19 protein-coding genes are annotated in these 18,884 nt (G+C 38.1%); 8 read left to right on the forward strand and 11 right to left on the reverse strand.

Going from position 1 to position 18,884, the window contains the following annotated elements:
* Positions 1–40 precede the first annotated feature (40 nt).
* Both AC6CHS_RS13655 and AC6CHS_RS13660 read left to right on the forward strand, forming a co-directional pair.
* Positions 41–478, forward strand: a complete 438-nt coding sequence (locus tag AC6CHS_RS13655) for a ferritin-like domain-containing protein (RefSeq protein ID WP_498236896.1) — start codon at positions 41–43, stop codon at positions 476–478.
* A 218-nt stretch (positions 479–696) separates the two neighbouring features.
* Positions 697–1,869, forward strand: a complete 1,173-nt coding sequence (locus tag AC6CHS_RS13660; protein ID WP_498236898.1) for a M20 metallopeptidase family protein — start codon at positions 697–699, stop codon at positions 1,867–1,869.
* A gap of 71 nt (positions 1,870–1,940) precedes the next feature.
* On the opposite strand, the gene AC6CHS_RS13665 is transcribed toward AC6CHS_RS13660, so the two are convergent.
* Together AC6CHS_RS13665 and AC6CHS_RS13670 are read right to left on the reverse strand one after the other, a co-directional pair.
* Entirely contained in the window at positions 1,941–3,152 is a 1,212-nt protein-coding gene (locus tag AC6CHS_RS13665; RefSeq protein ID WP_498237345.1) for an ABC transporter permease, read from the reverse strand.
* Complete coding sequence (locus AC6CHS_RS13670) at positions 3,145–3,891, reverse strand: ABC transporter ATP-binding protein (protein ID WP_498236900.1); 747 nt, start codon at positions 3,889–3,891, stop codon at positions 3,145–3,147. The genes AC6CHS_RS13665 and AC6CHS_RS13670 overlap by 8 nt, the downstream gene beginning before the upstream one ends.
* Positions 3,892–4,424: 533 nt before the next feature.
* Here AC6CHS_RS13670 and AC6CHS_RS13675 point away from each other — a divergent pair.
* The 3 genes from AC6CHS_RS13675 to AC6CHS_RS13685 all read left to right on the forward strand — a co-directional run bounded on the left by AC6CHS_RS13675 (position 4,425) and on the right by AC6CHS_RS13685 (position 6,023).
* Positions 4,425–4,856 (forward strand): HIT family protein, encoded by a 432-nt coding sequence (locus AC6CHS_RS13675; RefSeq protein ID WP_498237346.1) that lies wholly within the window; start codon positions 4,425–4,427, stop codon positions 4,854–4,856.
* Between the two features lie 159 nt (positions 4,857–5,015).
* Entirely contained in the window at positions 5,016–5,537 is a 522-nt protein-coding gene (locus tag AC6CHS_RS13680; RefSeq protein WP_036574051.1) for a tryptophan transporter, read from the forward strand.
* 120 nt (positions 5,538–5,657) lie between these two features.
* Positions 5,658–6,023, forward strand: coding sequence for a YtxH domain-containing protein (locus AC6CHS_RS13685; protein ID WP_498236901.1), 366 nt, complete (start codon positions 5,658–5,660; stop codon positions 6,021–6,023).
* Positions 6,024–6,292: 269 nt separating this feature from the next.
* Here the strand turns inward: AC6CHS_RS13685 and AC6CHS_RS13690 are convergent, their stop codons facing one another.
* The 4 genes from AC6CHS_RS13690 to AC6CHS_RS13705 all read right to left on the reverse strand — a co-directional run bounded on the left by AC6CHS_RS13690 (position 6,293) and on the right by AC6CHS_RS13705 (position 10,508).
* On the reverse strand, positions 6,293–7,225 hold the full coding sequence (locus AC6CHS_RS13690; RefSeq protein WP_498236903.1) for a glycine betaine ABC transporter substrate-binding protein: 933 nt from the start codon (positions 7,223–7,225) through the stop codon (positions 6,293–6,295).
* A gap of 113 nt (positions 7,226–7,338) precedes the next feature.
* Positions 7,339–8,238, reverse strand: a complete 900-nt coding sequence (locus AC6CHS_RS13695) for a glycine betaine ABC transporter substrate-binding protein (protein ID WP_498236905.1) — start codon at positions 8,236–8,238, stop codon at positions 7,339–7,341.
* A 226-nt stretch (positions 8,239–8,464) separates the two neighbouring features.
* The gene (locus AC6CHS_RS13700) at positions 8,465–9,316 is read right to left on the reverse strand and encodes an ABC transporter permease (protein ID WP_058951206.1); all 852 of its coding nucleotides are present in this window, start codon (positions 9,314–9,316) and stop codon (positions 8,465–8,467) included.
* Positions 9,306–10,508, reverse strand: a complete 1,203-nt coding sequence (locus AC6CHS_RS13705; RefSeq protein WP_106896256.1) for a quaternary amine ABC transporter ATP-binding protein — start codon at positions 10,506–10,508, stop codon at positions 9,306–9,308. The genes AC6CHS_RS13700 and AC6CHS_RS13705 overlap by 11 nt, the downstream gene beginning before the upstream one ends.
* A gap of 347 nt (positions 10,509–10,855) precedes the next feature.
* On the opposite strand from AC6CHS_RS13705, the gene AC6CHS_RS13710 reads away from it, so the two are divergent.
* A complete protein-coding gene (locus AC6CHS_RS13710; RefSeq protein WP_498236907.1) occupies positions 10,856–11,341 on the forward strand; it encodes a GbsR/MarR family transcriptional regulator in 486 nt (161 codons plus the stop codon).
* Between the two features lie 37 nt (positions 11,342–11,378).
* Here AC6CHS_RS13710 and AC6CHS_RS13715 read toward each other — a convergent pair whose 3' ends face one another.
* Entirely contained in the window at positions 11,379–11,744 is a 366-nt protein-coding gene (locus AC6CHS_RS13715; protein ID WP_498236909.1) for a DUF1878 family protein, read from the reverse strand.
* A 149-nt stretch (positions 11,745–11,893) separates the two neighbouring features.
* On the opposite strand from AC6CHS_RS13715, the gene AC6CHS_RS13720 reads away from it, so the two are divergent.
* Together AC6CHS_RS13720 and AC6CHS_RS13725 are read left to right on the forward strand one after the other, a co-directional pair.
* Positions 11,894–12,442: a DUF3267 domain-containing protein gene (locus AC6CHS_RS13720; RefSeq protein WP_036574072.1), complete on the forward strand. Its 549-nt coding sequence runs from the start codon at positions 11,894–11,896 to the stop codon at positions 12,440–12,442.
* 541 nt (positions 12,443–12,983) lie between these two features.
* The gene (locus tag AC6CHS_RS13725; RefSeq protein WP_498236911.1) at positions 12,984–13,868 is read left to right on the forward strand and encodes a peptidylprolyl isomerase; all 885 of its coding nucleotides are present in this window, start codon (positions 12,984–12,986) and stop codon (positions 13,866–13,868) included.
* Positions 13,869–13,936: 68 nt separating this feature from the next.
* On the opposite strand, the gene AC6CHS_RS13730 is transcribed toward AC6CHS_RS13725, so the two are convergent.
* The 4 genes from AC6CHS_RS13730 to AC6CHS_RS13745 form a co-directional block, all read right to left on the reverse strand.
* Positions 13,937–14,134 (reverse strand): sporulation YhaL family protein, encoded by a 198-nt coding sequence (locus tag AC6CHS_RS13730; RefSeq protein ID WP_498236913.1) that lies wholly within the window; start codon positions 14,132–14,134, stop codon positions 13,937–13,939.
* Between the two features lie 71 nt (positions 14,135–14,205).
* Complete coding sequence (yhaM, locus tag AC6CHS_RS13735) at positions 14,206–15,153, reverse strand: 3'-5' exoribonuclease YhaM (RefSeq protein ID WP_498236915.1); 948 nt, start codon at positions 15,151–15,153, stop codon at positions 14,206–14,208.
* A gap of 156 nt (positions 15,154–15,309) precedes the next feature.
* Positions 15,310–15,861 carry a GbsR/MarR family transcriptional regulator gene (locus tag AC6CHS_RS13740; RefSeq protein ID WP_498236916.1) on the reverse strand — a complete coding sequence of 184 codons (552 nt, stop codon included), beginning with the start codon at positions 15,859–15,861 and terminating at the stop codon, positions 15,310–15,312.
* 53 nt (positions 15,862–15,914) lie between these two features.
* A complete protein-coding gene (locus AC6CHS_RS13745; RefSeq protein WP_498236918.1) occupies positions 15,915–18,875 on the reverse strand; it encodes an ATP-binding protein in 2,961 nt (986 codons plus the stop codon).
* Positions 18,876–18,884 lie beyond the last annotated feature (9 nt).

The following is an 18,884-nucleotide window of genomic DNA, read 5'->3' on the forward strand; positions in this document are numbered from 1 at the left end:
AAGATATAAACAGATAAAAAATATAAAAGGCGGGATTAAAATGGAAAAAGAATTACAACAATTAATTGATGGATTAAACGTGGACTTAGCTAATGAATATGGTGCTGCCATTCAATATACGTACAGCGCTTCTGTAGTTACAGGACTTTATCGTTCTGCATTAAAACCATTTTTTGAAGCGGAGATTAATGATGAACTTGGCCATGCCCTTTATTTATCAGAGAAAATTAAATCACTTGGGGGCACCCCAACAACCAAGGCAGCTGAGATTCCACAACCTACTGAAGTGAAGGAACTGTTAAAAGCAGCTCTTCAATCTGAAACTGACACAATCGAGCGTTACGAGGAACGAAAAAAACAAGCAGAAAATCTTGGTTTCACGGAGCTTGTTGTAAAATTAGAAGATCTTATTTCTGATGAGACACATCACAAAGAAGAAATTGAACGTTTATTAGAAGATCCGCGTTTATCCCAGTAAACAGCTACGAAAGTAGTTTTAAATCGTATAGATGATCACTTGCCCCCATTGGCCGTATTAATTTGGCCGATGGGGGTTTTAACCTTCTCTCCCCAAAATTGTTTTAGTTTGGATTTCTATCAATTCTTACTTAACAAGCCTGACTTAGGATTTACGTCCCCACTTTTGCTCTGAAATGTTATAATAGTTAGAAATTAAATTCATCGAGGGGGATTTAAATGCTACAAGACATCCATGCAGCCATAGACAAATTGTATGATGAGATGGTAAAAACCAGACGATACTTACACCAACATCCAGAATTATCTTTTAAGGAAACGAAAACAGCCAAGTATATAGCAGATTACTACGAAAACATTGGTATTCCTTACAAGTCAGGCGTGGGCGGCAATGGAGTAATTGCTACATTAAAAGGTGGGAAACCAGGTAAAACCATTGCATTACGAGCAGATTTTGATGCATTACCGATACAAGACGAAAAAGATGTTCCTTATAAATCCAAAGTGGACGGTGTCATGCATGCATGTGGTCATGATGGACACACAGCTTCTTTGCTCGCTTTAGCTAAAGCAATGCAACAATTTCAAGATGAACTTCCAGGTACAATTGAATTTTTACATCAGCATGCAGAAGAGTATGCACCCGGTGGAGCAAAGCCGATTGTGGAATCTGGCGCCCTCGATCATGTGGATGCAGTATTTGGGACACACTTATGGGCTACAACCCCTCTTGGTGTTTTACAGACATCTGAGGATGTTTTTATGGCAGGTGCCGATCGATTCACTATTACAATTCAAGGATTAGGTGGTCATGGCGCCTACCCACATGAAACAAAGGATTCCATCGTGATTGCAGCTCAGCTTATTACCCAGCTTCAACAGATCGTTTCCCGTAGGCTTGATCCGCTAGACACAGCTGTTGTAACAGTAGGAATATTCGAAGCAGGGAAAGCCTTTAATGTAATTGCAGATAAAGCAACGTTGACTGGAACTGTCCGTTATCTAAATCCAGCAATACAGGAAAACCTTATAGCGGAAATGGAGAAAATTATTAAAGGTGTCTGTATTTCTAATGATGCGGACTATACATTTGACTATACAAAGGGCTATCCTCCGTTAATCAATCATGCAGAAGAAGCAAAACTTGTTCTGGAATCAAGCAAGGCAATACACGATATTCATACTCGTGAAACAGTTGTACCTGTAATGGGTGGAGAAGATTTTGCTTATTACACCTTACACAAACCTGGTGCTTATTTCTTTACAGGAGCAAACCTAGAAGGAAATCCGTATCCTCATCACCATCCTAAATTTGATATCGACGAACGCGCCTTACCAATCGCAGCGAAAACCTTAATTACAGCCTATATGGCGTACCAGGAACGCCCTTAATAAAAAAATCCCGTCACCAGCAAAAACGGTGGTCGGGATTTTTGACATTTTAAATGGTGCTCCGCTTTTATTTACACGAGCTTGGCTTTTACATAGCTATTGATAAATAGGAAGTTAAAAAGTATTCCGCCAAGCAATGTAATGCCAAATCCAATATAAGCTTGGGTAAATAAAAAGACTAGGGAAAAAATCACAGCTTGTCCAATAGATAGCTGATACAATAATTTCATAACAGCTTGCTGTTTTGGCTTCGTCTCAACCGGGTAAATATCGAGCCATATATTCGTTCGATGATGCTGATAAATCGTCATCATTTGAAAACAGCTTAAATACAGAAATAGTATTGCAAAAATCATTTTCATCCATATGTTCGGAATATAATAGATGAATAATCCCCCAATAACAATTAAGCGTATATACATACCGAGGTAATCTCCACTACGGATAAAGGTAATTCGGTATAGATAATCAAACGTATTCTTTTTATCCACCGAAAGATTGCTTACGAGAGAAACAAGCCATTGTCGTTTTTTTACTCTATTTTTCAACTGAGGAACATCTGCAAACATATTTGCGATTCGATAGAAGGTCTGCATTCGGTTCTGATCCTTTTCAACAAGGAGGTCCCAAACAATGCCTGCCTGCTTTCGAGATACATTCAAAACATACAGAAAAAGAAATGCAAACATTACAGATGTGATCCCTGCCATCAGCATATTACCACTAATAATAAAATAAAACACGACTACGTTTAGTACAGTTCTCACCGCTAGATCAAGCCTTCTTGTACCTGGCTCGCGAACCTTCAACATCCACCAATTAGCAATTAAATTTCCTACTTTGAACACTAGCACAATTGCAATGCTCAAAAGATATATTTGTCCACTCCTGTCAGGAAAAGATGCAAAATAAAGTGGTCCAAACGCTGCTGCTACTAAGAGAACGAGATATAATTGGATAACAAAACTGTAAATGAGCGCATTTCGAAAATATGCATGCATTTTAGTTTCCGCGGTAATTAAGAAAACAAGGTCAGGCTCCTTAAGTAATGTACGAACAGGACTATAACTTACAAGCAGTCCAAGGGCCACCCCCATAATACCTGCTGTGGGGAAGTCATCGGGCAAACTTACAAGCCACTGTTGGTAGTAATAAGCAAGTGCCGAAATAAAAAACAACATTGCCACAGCAATATGACCATTGAAAATGTATTTCAAGTAACGACTTGTTTCTTTGATGTGAACAGAAAGTCGCTTTTTATAAAAATCATGAGAATCAAACATGGCTATCTTCTTCTTTCGTAAGCTGTACATACAAATCATCTAATGTTGCATGAGGCATATTGAAACTATTACGTAGCTCTTCCAATGTTCCCATTGCTCGGATTTCTCCTTCATGCAAAATAACAAAACGATCACAATAACGCTCAGCTGTAGCAAGAATATGGGTTGACATTAATACCCCAGACCCATTCTCCTTCATTTCATCCATTAACTGAAGATAGGATTGAATACCAAGTGGATCCAGCCCGACGAAAGGCTCGTCCACAATATAGAGTGGCGGTTCAATGAGAAAGGCGCACATGATCATCACTTTTTGCCTCATTCCCTTAGAAAAGTGAACCGGAAACCAATTTAGCCTTTTCTCCATCCTAAATTCCTTTAGCAATGGTGGCAGTCGCTTTTCAAACAATTCTTCAGAAATATCATAAGCCATCGCCGTTAATTTCAAGTGCTCGTGTAACGTAAGCTCATCATACAATATGGGCATTTCCGGTATGTAGGCAAGTTGGTTTCGATAAGACGCTGGATTCTCTTGGAATGTTTTTCCGTGAACCGAGACAGACCCTTTTTTAGCCTGCATTAACCCTATGATATGTTTAATAGTCGTACTTTTCCCAGCACCATTAAGGCCGATTAATCCAACAATCTCCTTTGGATAAACATCAAATGAGATACCATGCAAAACATTTTTATGGGTGTATCCCCCATGTAAATTCTCGATATGTAACAATGATTCCACAACGGTTCCTCCTCTTCATCTTCTTTATTTTATCACTACCTGGAATGAATGCCAAAGTAAACTGTACCTTGAATTTTGACAAAAAACGTGCATGTCCTGCATATTTTTTTAATCTGGTTGCAAACTAGTATTAGAAGGGCGGAGGTTTCCAATCCAATCATTTCACTTAAACCACAAATGAGGTGTTAGTGATCGAGTAGCGAAAGAAGTTTCACACTGAACGAGGTGTTCGTGATCGAAATCTAATCTAAAATTTGTGAATTTAGCAAATGAGGTGTTTGCGAAAGGTAACCAAATGTAATAAACACTTTTGCCAGCTTATCTCAGAGAAATACTGAGATATTGACAAAAAGGTTTACGTAACCAATCGTTCATGCTCATGCATAAACTGTACCGTTTACGAAGTCCCCGCATTTTCGTTACACCCCTTCGCCCTTCTTAGCGCAGGCATCGCTCTTTGTGAGTGATGCCTGTTTCTTTGCAATAAGCCCGCATCCTCTATACAATAAAAGATAATTAAACGAAGGGGTGAAATAGCAATGACTCATGACGATTGTATTTTCTGTAAAATAATTAACGGAGATATTCCTTCTGCCAAGGTGTATGAGGATGAGCATGTTTATGCTTTTCTGGATATTAGCCAGGTTACCAAAGGCCACACCCTTGTCATACCAAAACAACATACAAAAAATATTTACGAAACTTCGCCGGAAGTAGCGAGTGAACTATTCGCCCGTGTTCCATTAATTTCCAACGCAATTAAGAAGGCCTATAATCCCATTGGAATGAACCTTTTGAATAACAATGAAAAACCCGCAGATCAGTCTGTCTTCCATTTGCACATTCATATACTTCCTAGATATGGGGACGGGGATGGCTATAAATCCAATTGGACTGTGCATTCAGAAGAGTATACATCAGAAGATTTAACGAAAATAGCCAATGAGATTGGAAATGCAATGTAACATGAATCATTTCCAAGTGAGTTGAAAAGTAGTACTTTTTATTTGCCCATGTATTTGGTATAATTATAGTACATTTCTGCAGCTGACAATGAGTGTACAGTTGAGGAATGTAACATGATAGTACATGTAGCTGAGAAAGCAGAGAAGAGGAGAGGTAAAATGAATACAAAGGTTTTAGTTATTTTGTCACTATTGGTGGGAATCGGGACAGTGCTTCATACTGTTATACCGGGAGTGTTTTTCGGAGTAAAGCCGGATATGCTGTTATCCATGATGTTTCTAGGAATTATTTTATTTCCACAACCAAAGTATGTGGTGCTACTTGCACTTGCGACAGGTGCTATTTCCGCATTAACAACACAGGCGCCTGGTGGGCAGATCGCCAACTTGATTGATAAGCCAATTACAGCAATGCTATTTTTGATTTTATTTCTATTTGTTAAGAACAAGGTTAATAATAAAATAAGTGCCCCTGTTTTGACCGCGATCGGGACAATGATTAGTGGCGCAATTTTCCTTAGCGTTGTACTATTCTTCCTTGGCGCAATGGAAGGTGGATTTATAGCAGGAATGCTTACGGTTGTACTCCCTGCTGCCGCTGTGAACACATTGATTATGATTGTGATTTATCCAGTCGTTGAGGGGATTTTGAAGAGGTCACAGCCTATAACATCATTGTAAGAAAATCCTCTGGCAGCTTCGTTTGTCAGAGGATTTTTTAGAAATACATAAGTAAAATGTTTGATGTAACAGTAAAAAGAGGAAAACTATATGTAAGTGTTGGGAAAGGAGCGTATTTAAATGGCAAATGTAAAATCATTATTATTAGGATTAATGGTTGGTGGTACGATAAGTGCTGCTACAACCCTACTTACCACCCCTTCTTCTGGTAGCGATGTCCGTAGCCGTGTGAAAAACCAAGGTACGGAATTGAAAGACATGATCGCGAATTTAAAACAAGACGGCTTAAAATTGAGAAAACAATTGACTGAGACATCAAAAGAAGGTGCAGCTTTAGTCAAAGAATTAACACAAGAAATGAAGAAATCTGTTGAGGAATGGAAAGATACGGTAGAGCCTCACCAGGAAAATATTCATCAATATCTGGAACAAATTGAATTGAGCCTGAAAGACCTTGAAGAAAAAATGAAAACTAAAAATCCATAAAGTGAAACTTCAATCAGTGGGGATTTCGTTCTTCCCCCACTGATTGTTAGTTGAACGAATCGGGGTGTTAGCGTCCGTCTACTCCCACTTAAACATCATTGTTTCACTTCATGTTTTGAAGTGGGAGTCTTACGGACGGTTGCACCGGGGTAAAAAAAGTGTTGCTTATATAGCACAAAAAAACACGCTTGGTGAATATTTATAAACCAAGCGCGTTTTTTTGTTCTTATTGAAGTTAAATGAGATATGCCCCAGCAATTAAAGTGAGACTATTTAGCTTCTAGATCTTCAATAGAATTAATATCTTCCATATATTCTGGAACGACAAGTCCGATTTTAGCCCCATCAAGGTTTGCGCCAAGATCTACAAAGTCATCCTTAAAATCCTTATAGAAATCAGCGTGAGTCTGTGGCATCCAAGCTGCCATTGTCGCGTCTCCATCTCCGTTTGCTACTGCCTCGAACATAACGGCCACGTCTACAGGAGTGATCGTTACCTCAAAGCCCTTTTGTTTTAATGCTTCTGCTACTACATTTGCTGATGCGCGTTCGGAATCCCACGGCGTGGAAACAAGCTCTACGGAAACTCCATCAACGTCTTCAACGTCTTCTGTCCATTCTGCTACCTTATCCGGATTGTCCTCAACCCATTGCTTAGCAACCGTCGCTATATCTTCTCCAGAGTCCGAGGATTCGTACATGATACCCTCCATATCTTCAACTGTCCAATTAAACTGATCGATCAGTTTATAGGCATTAGGTTTGTCCTCTTCTAAGCCTTTTCGCGCGAGCGATTTGATTTGCTCCACTTCTCCATAAACCCCTTGTGGATCTTCAAGATATTTTAGGTTATCAAATTTTGTGAACATCCAATGCGGATTCCATCCTGTCACAACAATTGGTTCTTCATTGTTTATCGCTTTCTCCAACTCTGTAACCATTGCTGCTGTTGAAGATTGCTCAACCTGCCAGCCATCTAAGTTCTCATATTCTTCAATAGCTTTTTCTGTAGTAACTGAGATTCCAGCACCTGGTTCAATACCAGTAATCGTATAATCTACTTTCTCTCCAATGTTCACTGAGCCTTCGGAACTTTCTTCTCCGCTTTCCTCACTGTCGTTTCCTGAACCACATGCAGCTAGAAACAAAACGAGTAACATACCCATTATCAATGTTAATTGTTTTTTCGGATTTTTCAACATAAAATTAAAGCCATCCCTTCAGTGTTGTATTGCTAAATACTATGGTAATTAATACTTAAAACAAAAAGGCTGGCACATGATGTACCAGCCTTTTTGTTCCCTAATCGCTAGGATTATTCTACACCATTCAACCATTCATCTACTTTGTCTTGGTTGTCTTCTACCCATGTAGCAGCAGCTTCTTCAGGAGAAGCGCCGTCATAGATATCAAGCATTACAGACTCCATATCATCTGTAGTCCAGTTGAACTGGTCAAGAATCTTGTAAGCATTTGGAAGATCTTCTTCTAAGCCTTCACGTACCATTGTGTCAATGGTCTCTGCCTCACCAAATGAACCTTCTGGATCTTCAAGATATTTCAAATCATACGCTTGGAATTTCCAGTGTGGCGTCCATCCAGTTACAATAACATCTTCTTCATTTTCAATAGCATTTCCTAGCTCGGTAGCCATTGCACCACTAGAAGACGTTTGTACTTCCCAGCCCTCTAGATTGTCATAATCCTCAAGTGCTTGTTCAGCTGATGCTACAACTCCAGCACCTGGTTCAATACCAGTAATTGTTTTATCAGCTTCTTCATCAAGGTCAGCAATAGAATTTACATCCATGTATTCTGGAACAACTAACCCGATTTTTGCGCCTTCAAGGTTTGTACCAAGTTCAACAACCTGGTCACCATATTCTTCAAACTGCCCTTTATGCGTTGCAGGTAACCATGCTGCTACCATACCGTCAGCTTCGCCGTTTGCAACAGCTTCCCACATTACGGCATTATCAAGTGGTGTTAATGTTACATCATAGCCTTGGTCCTCCAATACCTTCCCGATAACATTCGTGGAAGCTACCTCAGAATCCCATTCTACGTATGCTAGTTCTACTTCTTTTCCTTCACCTACAGAGCCTTCTTCTGATCCACCATCTGATGATTCATCATCTGAACCGCAACCAGCAGCAACCAATGATAATGAAAGACCTGTTACAAGGCCTAAACGTTTCCAGTTAAATTTAACCATAACTCAAAATCTCCCCTTTTTTAGTAATGAAATATATATGGACTTTTCTTAAGAAAAGATACCAACAGCTTAGTTGTTTATCCCGGAGCAACCGTCCGTAAAAACCCCACTTCAAAACATGAAGTGAAACAGTGATGTTCAAGTAGGAGTAAACGGACGCTAACACCCCGATTCGTTCAACTAACAATCAGTAGGGAAAGAAACCTCCACTGATTGAAGTTTCACTTTATTTCTTTTTGTTTAAATTCTGTGTAACACGGTCAATGATAATTGCAAGGATAACGATCCCAACACCAGCAACAAAGCCGTTACCAACGTTCGAACGTTGTAGTGCAGAAAGCACTTCCCTTCCTAATCCTGGTGCACCGATCATGGATGCAATAACAACCATGGATAGTGCTAGCATCACAGTCTGGTTAATACCAGCCATAATTGTAGCTTTTGCCATTGGAAGTTCCACTTTAAATAGTTTTTGGGAGCCAGTGCTACCAAATGCCTCAGAAGCTTCCACTAACTCACTTGACACCTGACGGATACCTAGATTAGTAAATCTGACTGTTGGTGGCGTTGCGAAAATTAGTGATGCGAAGATCCCTGGTACCATCCCTATTCCAAAGAAGGCAACCGCTGGTATTAAATATACAAACGCAGGCATTGTCTGCATGAAATCCAAAATCGGTGTAATAATTGATTCTGCTGTTTTACTTTTTGACATGAGTATCCCAATTGGAACTCCAATTATGATAGATAATAGACTTGAAATTAATACAAGTGTAAATGTACTCATTAGGTGTTCCCATAAGCCCTGGTTATAAATGAACCACAGACCAACAATGGAGAATGCCGCAAGCCCAATCTTTTTGCCTGAAATAAAGAAAGCAAGAATTGCAACTAAAAGAATAATGATAACTGGTGGTACTGCTGTAAGTGACTCTGAAACAAAATCCATAAAGTTCCCAAAATGTTCTTTAATTGGCTCAAACAAGAATGAAAAAGTATCTGTTAAAATATCAGTAAAAGTTTCTGTCCAATCCGCAACCGGAATTTCTGGAATGAAATCTAGCATATTATTTAACATCGTCTATGTTCACCTCGCCTTCCCCAGCAAGAGCAGCTATAACTGCGCCGCGCACAATGATTCCTACAAGTTTACCTTCCTCTACCACTGCGACTGGAATTGGAGAATCATGAATGATATCAAAGATTTCTTTTAGTGAGGTATCTCTATCTACTTTTGGAATATTATTTTTCAAGATTTCCTGTAGATTACCCACTTCTTTTTTACGAGCTTCTGAAGCGTCATCAGCAGTAATATAACCCTTTAGATTACGTTTACTGTCCGTTACGAACATGCTTGATAATCCTTCTTCACGCATACGCTCCAATGCAACCCTAGGACCATGCTTATCAATGTTAACTGTTTCAGGACGTTTCATAATGTTATGCGCCGTTAATACTTTAGAACGATCAACATCCTCAACAAATTTTTCAACATAGTCATTAGCAGGATTAACTAAAATTTCTTCTGGCGTACCTATTTGTACGATAGAGCCATCTTTCATCAAGGCAATACGATCGCCTAGACGGAGAGCTTCATCCAGATCATGTGTAATAAATAGGATAGTTTTCTTCATTGTAGTTTGCAGATCAAGCAACTCATCCTGCATTTCTTTACGAATAAGTGGATCTAGCGCAGAGAATGCTTCATCCATAAGTAGGACTTCTGGATCGTTAGCTAAAGCGCGGGCTAACCCAACACGTTGCTGCATACCACCGGATAATTGATTTGGCTTTTGGTGTATATAGCCACCAAGTCCAACCATTTCCAATGCCTCTGTCGCTTTTTTCTGTCTTTCTTCTTTTGGAACGTCTTGAATTTCTAAGCCGTATTCCGCATTTTCCAGAATTGTACGAAATGGGAAAAGGGCAAATTTCTGGAATACCATACTCAGTTTTTCACGACGTACTCTACGTAAGGATTTTTTATCCATCCCAGCAAGATTCTCACCGTCGATATAAAGGCTTCCCTCTGTTGGTTCAATTAAACGATTAACTAAACGAACCAAGGTAGACTTACCACTACCAGATAACCCCATAATGACGAATATCTCACCAGCTTCTACTGAAAAGGAAGCGCGGTTAACCCCTACTGTATTTCCGGTTTCTTTTAATATTTGCTCTTTGGAAGCACCTTTATCTAACAGTTTTAATGCTTGTTTTGGATTCTTACCAAATACTTTTGATAACTGTTTTGCTTCAATTACTGGCAAATTATTCACCTCACCTTTAATCTAACTATTATTATTGGACCACTACTTTATAACTATTGTTTGTCCGTGTACAAGCATTAGAAACCAGCCAGAAACCCAATCTGTTGATTTCCATGAAGCCGTACCGCGTTGGTCTACTCTAAATACTATATAGGTTTTTTTATTACAATACAAACTTTAAATTTCATTAGTTTTGTACATTTTTTACGTACAGTTTAAACTGTATGAATTTAACGATGCATTACCTTTAAATAACTTCCATTTACTTAAAAATGCTAGTAGATGTGCTGTTTTTAAATAAACTTTTTTTAGTGTACCCTTTATATATCATGACTTAGGAGGATTTTATGAAAGAACCTCAAAATGAAAATGTAACAAGTGAAATTATGATGGAATTCTCTAAAACACTCGAAATGTTTGATCTTACTCCATTAGAGGCGAGACTATTTGCCTATCTATATTTATATGAAGAACCACTTACATTAGATGAAATGAGTGAGGCGCTTGGAAAAAGCAAAACATCTATGAGCACTAATGTGAGAACGTTATCCGACTTAAACCTCGTTACAAGAGTCTGGAAAAAGGGAGTACGTAAAGACTTATATCAAGCAAACACTCAATTGTTCAAATCGTTCATGAATTCCTATATAAATAAATGGATTGATGCTACGATTCATCAAAAGGATGCACTAGAGGAAACCAATAATTCGGTTGAAAGAGAATTAAGCAAAGGAGAGACACCGGAACTCCAGCAGATAAGTCATAAGCTACAGGACATCATTTTCTTCCATACACAGGTCGAGCTTCTGTTCAGGCAAATGAAACAAGATTAAAACTAAATAATAGAAATAAAAAAATATAAACGAAGGATTAATAATTTCTCCCTCGTTTATATTTACGTTTGTCTTTTTCAATAATTTTTATAAATGCTGCCATTAAGGAGGGGTAATACCCTTCTTTTATTAATGCATAAATTGTTGCGTCGGGATCAAGCTTTTCACTCAGCATTCCAGCAAATTCAATAAGAAGTGAACTGTAGTCAAGAAGGCCTTCCTCTTGTTGTACTTCATACTTTTCATTTAACCTGCTCAATAATTGGAGTAATTCGTTATACTCTGTGTCTGTCACATTGTTCTCTAACACCATCTTTATCATAGGAAAATTATTAAGATCAATCACTTTAGAAAGCAGTTGCAGATGAAAGGCAGCATTGTCGTTATATTCCGTTCTTCCCAACCTCTTGAACCCCCTTTTCCAACACCGTTAAAGCTCCGCTGTAAATCTTTTATAAAAATGCACAAAAAACTATTGATTTTTCTCTCCAATCGTACTATTATTCATGAAGGATTAAAAGTCTCATCAAGAAGATACTGGAGGGATCAAAAATGAATTGCTGGAAATCCATTAACCTTACGAAAGAACTTGGGAATAATCGAATATACCTTTTGTCATTTTTGATCGGTTTGTTATCCTTCATTTTTCTTTATGTGCCTATTACAATTGCTCAAGGTACAAATAAAGTTGACGAAGCAGGGTTTTTGCCTTTCATATTGGCATTATTGTTATTACCTGCATTGCATTCACTAATGCATATCCTACCATTGATTATACTAAATAAGCGATTAAAAATAATATTTAAATTAAAAAATAAAAGATTACCTGTTTTTAACTATTATACGAAATTCCATCTGACAAAAAAAGTCTCACTCATAGTAGCAATTGCACCAACTATCTTAATTAGCATCCCGGGAATTATTGCGAGCTATTTGTTCATTGATTATTCCGTTTATATCCTAATGTTTACATCTGTGCATATCGGCATGTCATATCTTGATTTTCTTTATGTAAATCATATTGGTAAAGCCCCTAAGAGTTGTTTCATCGATAGTCGGAAAGACGGCTTTGACATACTGATAAAGGAAAAGCACCTTTAAGATCTGGAAATCCCAGATCTTTTTTTGTAGATTCTTTTCTTGGCAAAAGGTTCTTTATTATATTAAAATGATACAATTCCAATCATAACCCTGACAAGAACACTTCTTTACTAATAGAAACATGGAGTTATATACCGATTTCTTTAACAGCTAAGAGGATTGGTCTGTTCAGATTGATAATCTTTTGTTAAAGTTAGGAATAGGATAATTAGAAGGAAGTGTGCACTTTTACATTGTTAACTGGGAACGAGGAGGTCGATTATGCTTATCATGTATTTACTTTTCGCAGCTTTTGTCTTATTTATATTTAATTCTCTTACAGATAGATTCTGCAAAAAGATGGAAATGGAAATATTAAAACAAAGAAAGGTATTTCGAACGATTAACATTATGGTTCTTATCCTACTCGTATGCTCCTACCTTCGAGTGTTGAATGTCATGGCTTAACCTAACAATAGAACTATATTTTTTTTACATAAAATATGTTATATTAATCAATAGTAAAAACAAAACGCAAGAAAAAGATTAGGAGTGTTCATAATTGAAAAAATTAGCAATAGCTGCAACACTGACAGCAGGTATTCTGACTCTGTCTGCTTGTAACTCTGACGAAGCAGATTCAGAAGTAGTCGTAGAAACCGCTGCCGGGGATATTACAAAAGAAGATTTCTATCAAAAGCTTAAAGACACTTATGGCGAAGATGTACTTCGTGAGTTGGTTACTGTTGAAGTTTTGCAGGACAAGTATGATGTTACAGAAGAACAGGTAGACAGCGAAATTGAAAAAATGAAAGAAGAGTTAGGCGATCAATACGAAAACGCGGTTAAACAACAATTCGGAAGTGAAGATGCTTTCCGCGACGTTATTGAAATTAGCTTGTTACAAGAAGCTGCTGTATCAGAAGATATTAAAATAACTGATGAAGAGCTTCAAGAATTGTATGATCGTAAAAATACAGAAATTGATGCATCACACATCCTTGTCGCTGATGAGGAAACAGCAAATGAAGTAAAGGAAAAGCTAGACAATGGCGAAGACTTTGCTGATTTAGCAAAAGAATATTCTACTGATGAAGCATCAGCTGAAGAAGGCGGAGATCTCGGGTATTTCTCTGCAGGCGAGATGGTTGCTGAATTTGAAGATGCTGCATACAGCCTTGAAAAAGGAGAAATCAGTGATCCAGTTGCATCACAGCACGGATTCCATATTATCCGCGTAAATGACAAGCGCGAAAAAGAAGAAAGCATCGGTGAATTTGAAGATGTGAAAGATGATCTTCGTCGTGAACTTGTAACGCAAAAAATGGATCCAACCGCAGCACAAGAAAAAATCAATGGTTTGATTAAGGATGCTAAAGTAGATATTAAAGTTGATGGTTTGGAAGATATCTTTGAAGAGCCTGAACAAGAGGAAGCTCAAGGCTAAATCCAACATTAAAAAGAATTTTCAAAAAGAGGATGCTCATACGAATGGGCATCCTCTTTTAATTCTATTTAATCTGATATATGCTCTTTTTGCTGTTGTTTATTCACTCTTTCCGCTTCTAAACGGTCCATATATACCTTTCCCTCTTTTTCAATAAATTGTTGTTCCAGCTTTCTCTCTGCCAGCATTGCGCGCATTGCCATATATCCACTCAAAAAAATTAGAATAACCAGCATAAAAACCCACCAAGGTACTCCTAGTATCATTATTCGGCCTCCTTGTCCATATTCTCTATCAGATATATATGTTCTAGAAGTTTAAATAATGACCGATATCTTTATTCTTCAAATGAGGGCTTGTAGAATGCTCGATTATCCATGGCAAACAACCGATCAGTAAATTCACCTGGTTTTACTTTGTCTAACGCTCGATTTAGCATATTCATCTTCGCATCCATTAGATCAATTAAGTGTAAAATCTCTGCTTCTCGTACTAAAGGTGGCTTGGGACTACCCCACTCTGCTTTACCATGATGGGACAAAATTAAATGTTGTAAGATGAGGATCTCTTCTTCTCCCTCAATTTGTAATTCTCTTGCCATTAAACCAATTTCTTCTACCATGATTGGTATATGCCCGAGCAATTTCCCTTCAATGGTGTAAGATGTAGTAACCATTCCTGACAATTCTCTTAACTTCCCTAGATCATGTAGAATAATGCCTGCATACAGCAAATCTTTATTTACTTCTGGATATAATTGATGTATTTGTCTTGCTATCCCCAACATGCTGACAATATGATGGGCCAGGCCAGACACATATTCATGATGATTCTTTGTTGCAGCTGGATATAAAAGTAAATTTTCCTGAGACTTTTTAATAAATGCTCTCGTAATTCGTTGTAACGTAGGATTCTTCATCTCAAAGATGGCCTCGGTCAATTTATCCATAAGTATATCTTTACTCACCGGTGCTTTTTCAACAAAGTCTGATACATGTACGTCATCTGTCGGCTGCGCCGGCCTCACCGCGAGAATTTTTAATTGCGGTTTCCCACGGAACTGATTTACTTCACCTGATACCTTAATAATTTTTTCCGGGATAAATAATGCTTCATCTTCCTTTGTAGCGTCCCATAACTTTGCTTCAATCTCTCCTGTGGCGTCTCTTAGGATCAGTGTAAGGAACGGCTTCCCTCCACTAGTCAATCCCTTTGAAGCTTCCTTAATAAGCATAAAACTGTCGATCGCTTCCCCAACACTTGCATAACCTATACCTTTATTCATTCTCTTCCCCCCGTATTATAAGAAAAGCGCTTGGTGAACTGAACTAGTTTCTTCCCGAACCTAGACAGCCGCACATTCTTTTATATATCTTTCATTAAAAAAAGAAGACTGACTTAAAATAGGCCAAAAAGCCTTCATTATGTCAATCTCCAGCTGTTACTTATTATTTTTAGGAATATAATCAAATATTTTCCCAGATTCAATGACCTGAATAAACTGCATCAGCCATTCATAATAATTCTGCGCATAACGTAACCGTTCAATATCATCTTGAATCTTCTCTTTCAACTCGGCATCTTCTGTGCTTTGAATGATTTCTTCTAGTTCAGCAATTGCTTCATCTGCCTCTTCTATATTTGTTTCCGTGTGCTGTCTCCAACGGTTACCGAAAAGGGAAGTGAACGATTTATACCAATCTTCTTCTGATTTATATAAATCCTTTCGAATACCTTTCTTAAACGTAGACTCAACCATTTTCATGTCTGAGAGAGCCCGAACCCCTGTAGACATGCTTGTCTTACTCATTTCAAGCGCATCGCGCATGTCATCCAAGGTCATTGGTTGATCAGCAAAGTAAAGCACACCGTATAAGCGGCCTACGGAAGATGTGATGCCATAAAGGTTCATATTTTTGGCAATCACCTGAATAAATTTCTCAATCGTTTCGTCATATTTATCCCAATCAGTTGTTATATTCTTCTCAGGCAATGGATGTCCCTCCACTTGCAATTATTAATCTGCAAATAGTTTATCATTATTTGTCAGTTTATGCGAACAGAATTTTTCAGTTGAATAATATTTTCTAATTCAAAATATTTTATAAAATCTTCATTACACGTAAAAAGTAAAATTTGCTGCTTGTTTGACAGAGCTTTAATAAGTTGAAACATTCGCTCTGTTCGTGTTGAATCAAAGTGCACAAACGCGTCATCTAAAATAAAAGGTAAGCGATGCTTTTCACTCATAATCTCACTAATCGCAAGTCTAAGGGAAATATATAGTTGGTCCTTTGTCCCTTGTGATAGTTCGTTAACTGTAAAACGAACATGGTCAGTTGTTTCAACCTGAAAAACTTTCCCCTCCACGGGAGCATATACGTTTTGATATTTTTCACCTGTTAACAATTGGAAATATTCACTCGTTTTTTCCATTACTCTGGTTAAATATTTATCCCTATATCGTCGCTTTGTTTCTACAAGCATCTCTTTCGCTGTTTTAATGACTGCCCACTTTCGAACTGATTGATGTAGTTCTTCTTTCTCCATGGAAAAGACATGTAGGGATTCTGAATACTCCCCAGAAGCTTCTAATTGTGAGATCTCTGCTTTCACATCAGCTACTAACTGACGTTGATTTTCCAAATCATTTTCTAGCATAGTAATTCGCTGTTTTTCTCTATTAATATGTTCTACCATTTCTGTTTCTTCTGAGGTAACAAGACTATGTTGTGCGTTTTCTTCATGTAAGAATGGTTGAAGTAGTTCCTCTAATCTAGCTGAAGTCTCTTGCAATCGTTTTTTTTCAGCTAGAAGATTTGCACGCTTATAAAACGCATTCTCTCCATCCACCTCTGCATATTGCAATAGTTCCATATGCGCGGCCTCATATATGGAAAGCTTTTTCTCTGCATGGTGAAGCTGCTCCGTTGTTTCTTTGTAAAGTTGCTGATAATGCAGCAGTTGGCTATCATTCTTTTCGTAACCTTGTATCCACTCCTCGAGTAATGTTAACAGGTTTTCCTGCGTTTTATCTACTGTTCCCTTTATGACTGAACTTAAAAACACATTTAGCTCTTGAGAAAATCTTTGCTGTTTACTCTCTAGTTGGTTTAAGGTTTTTGTAAGACGATCTTCCTCCCTAGATAGTCGAATGAGATGTTTTAGGTGATGGTAGACATCAGGCCAATAGATTACATTAATTTCTAATAGAAAAGAATAGTGCTGCCTTTCGTTTTCTATTTTTTTATCCAGGAGAGTTTGTCTGTCTTTTAGTTGTTCCCCTCTTTCTTGCCATCCAGCAAAGGTATGATCAAGAGACTTTAATTGAGCCTCTAATGTAGCAATTTCTGTAGAAACGTTCTCGTGCTTTAGCAGTTGCTGTTCAGCCTCTCTTTTTTCTACCATTGTTACTGAAGTATTTTCCTTAGCATTTGTAAACGCCTCGACCTCAGTTAGCGCCTGCTTCCCTAACCACCACTGTAGCACCCCAACAATGAGAGAAACACCTGCAAACATGTAGTATGTGTAAGTTTCTACAATTGTACCAATAACACCTAGGAGTATGGCTAGTCCTAAGCTGTAAAAAAACACAGCCTGATAGGTTTTCTTCTTCTTTTGCTTCCACTTTTCCCAAGTATTCTGATCTGACCTTAATTCGATATCAGAAAACGTTTCTGTGCTGTTAGAATTTAATTCATAAATTTTACTTTTTAGCTCTGTCACACCTTCCTCAGAAAGGAGGTTCTCTTCAAGACTCTCAGCTTGGGACAAAAGACGTGTTCGATCTTTTTTCAGCTGATGGCTTTCTTCCACATGCTTCGACTGTTCAATAGCTAACGTATCCTGCTCTGTTTTCAATTGACTCCAAGTTTTTTCTGTATGAAAAGGAAGGTTTATTTCATGTAGCATTTCCTTATTCAAATCAATATGTAACTGATCCAATTCTTGTTCCACTTGGTCTTCAATCTGTTCTTTTTGCTTTTGAATATTGATAATCTCTTTTTTTTCTGCAAGGTATTCTTCTGCCTGTTTTCTTAGTTTGTAAGCATATTGAAGCTTCTCCCCATCTACCTCTTTAAAGTTTTCATTCAGAGAAGAAAGCGTCTCACCATACTTTTTTTGATTTTCCTGTAACAAAGCGTGTTCACTTTTTATTGGCAACAGCTTATCCTTCACCTGTTGCATTCGTTCCATTCCATTTTCGGGGAAAGGAACTTTTTTAGGGAACTGTTCTAACTGTTTTACTACCGACTCATAGTTTTTTAAATCTGGAAGAGCTTGGAGCTTTCGTTCATTTAAGGACAACATAGCTTTTTTCTTTTGCAGTCTTTGTTGCGTCTCTTCTATCGTATCGTAAAGTGTTTGGATCTTCTCCTTTTTCTCCCTATAGGTTGCCTCGTATGCTTTTGCGGATTGTAATTGATTGGAGCGGGCATCAAGCTTGCTTAGCTGGTCGTTAATGAGTGGCTTTTTCCCAGAAGGCTTATACAGTCTGTTAATCTGGCTTTCAAGGCTAGTCTCAAGTGAGTGGATAGCAGTAGATCCCGTCAACCCAATTCCTAATAGAACTTCCCCCAAGTCTTCTTCTTTCATTTTTGGAAGATTTGCTAGATCGCTTGCTGAGAAGGAATAAATGGATCGATATGTTTGCTCTGTCATCCCCTTCAGTCTACTTTTTAACCAGGCTTCATCATATTCAGCTCCGTGTTCCGCATAACAAAGTGCTGCACCATTGCGCATTGTATCTAATCTTTCAATCGTGATCCTGCCTGCATCCGGATCGATCACCGTCAGCCTCCCTCCCATTTTTCCGCTAGTCCTCGGTTTATAGAAGTTTCGCTGTTTCGGTGAGAGGCCGAATAGCATAAATAAGATGAATGCTTGTAATGTTGACTTCCCTGATTCATTTTCTCCGTATACTACGACAGGACCTAATTCAGGAAATTCAATGGTCTTATCCACCCATGTCCCAAAGCCATATATGGTTGCCTTTTCGATTTGCATTCTTCTCAC

Source organism: Oceanobacillus sp. GQ8 (assembly GCF_059758495.1).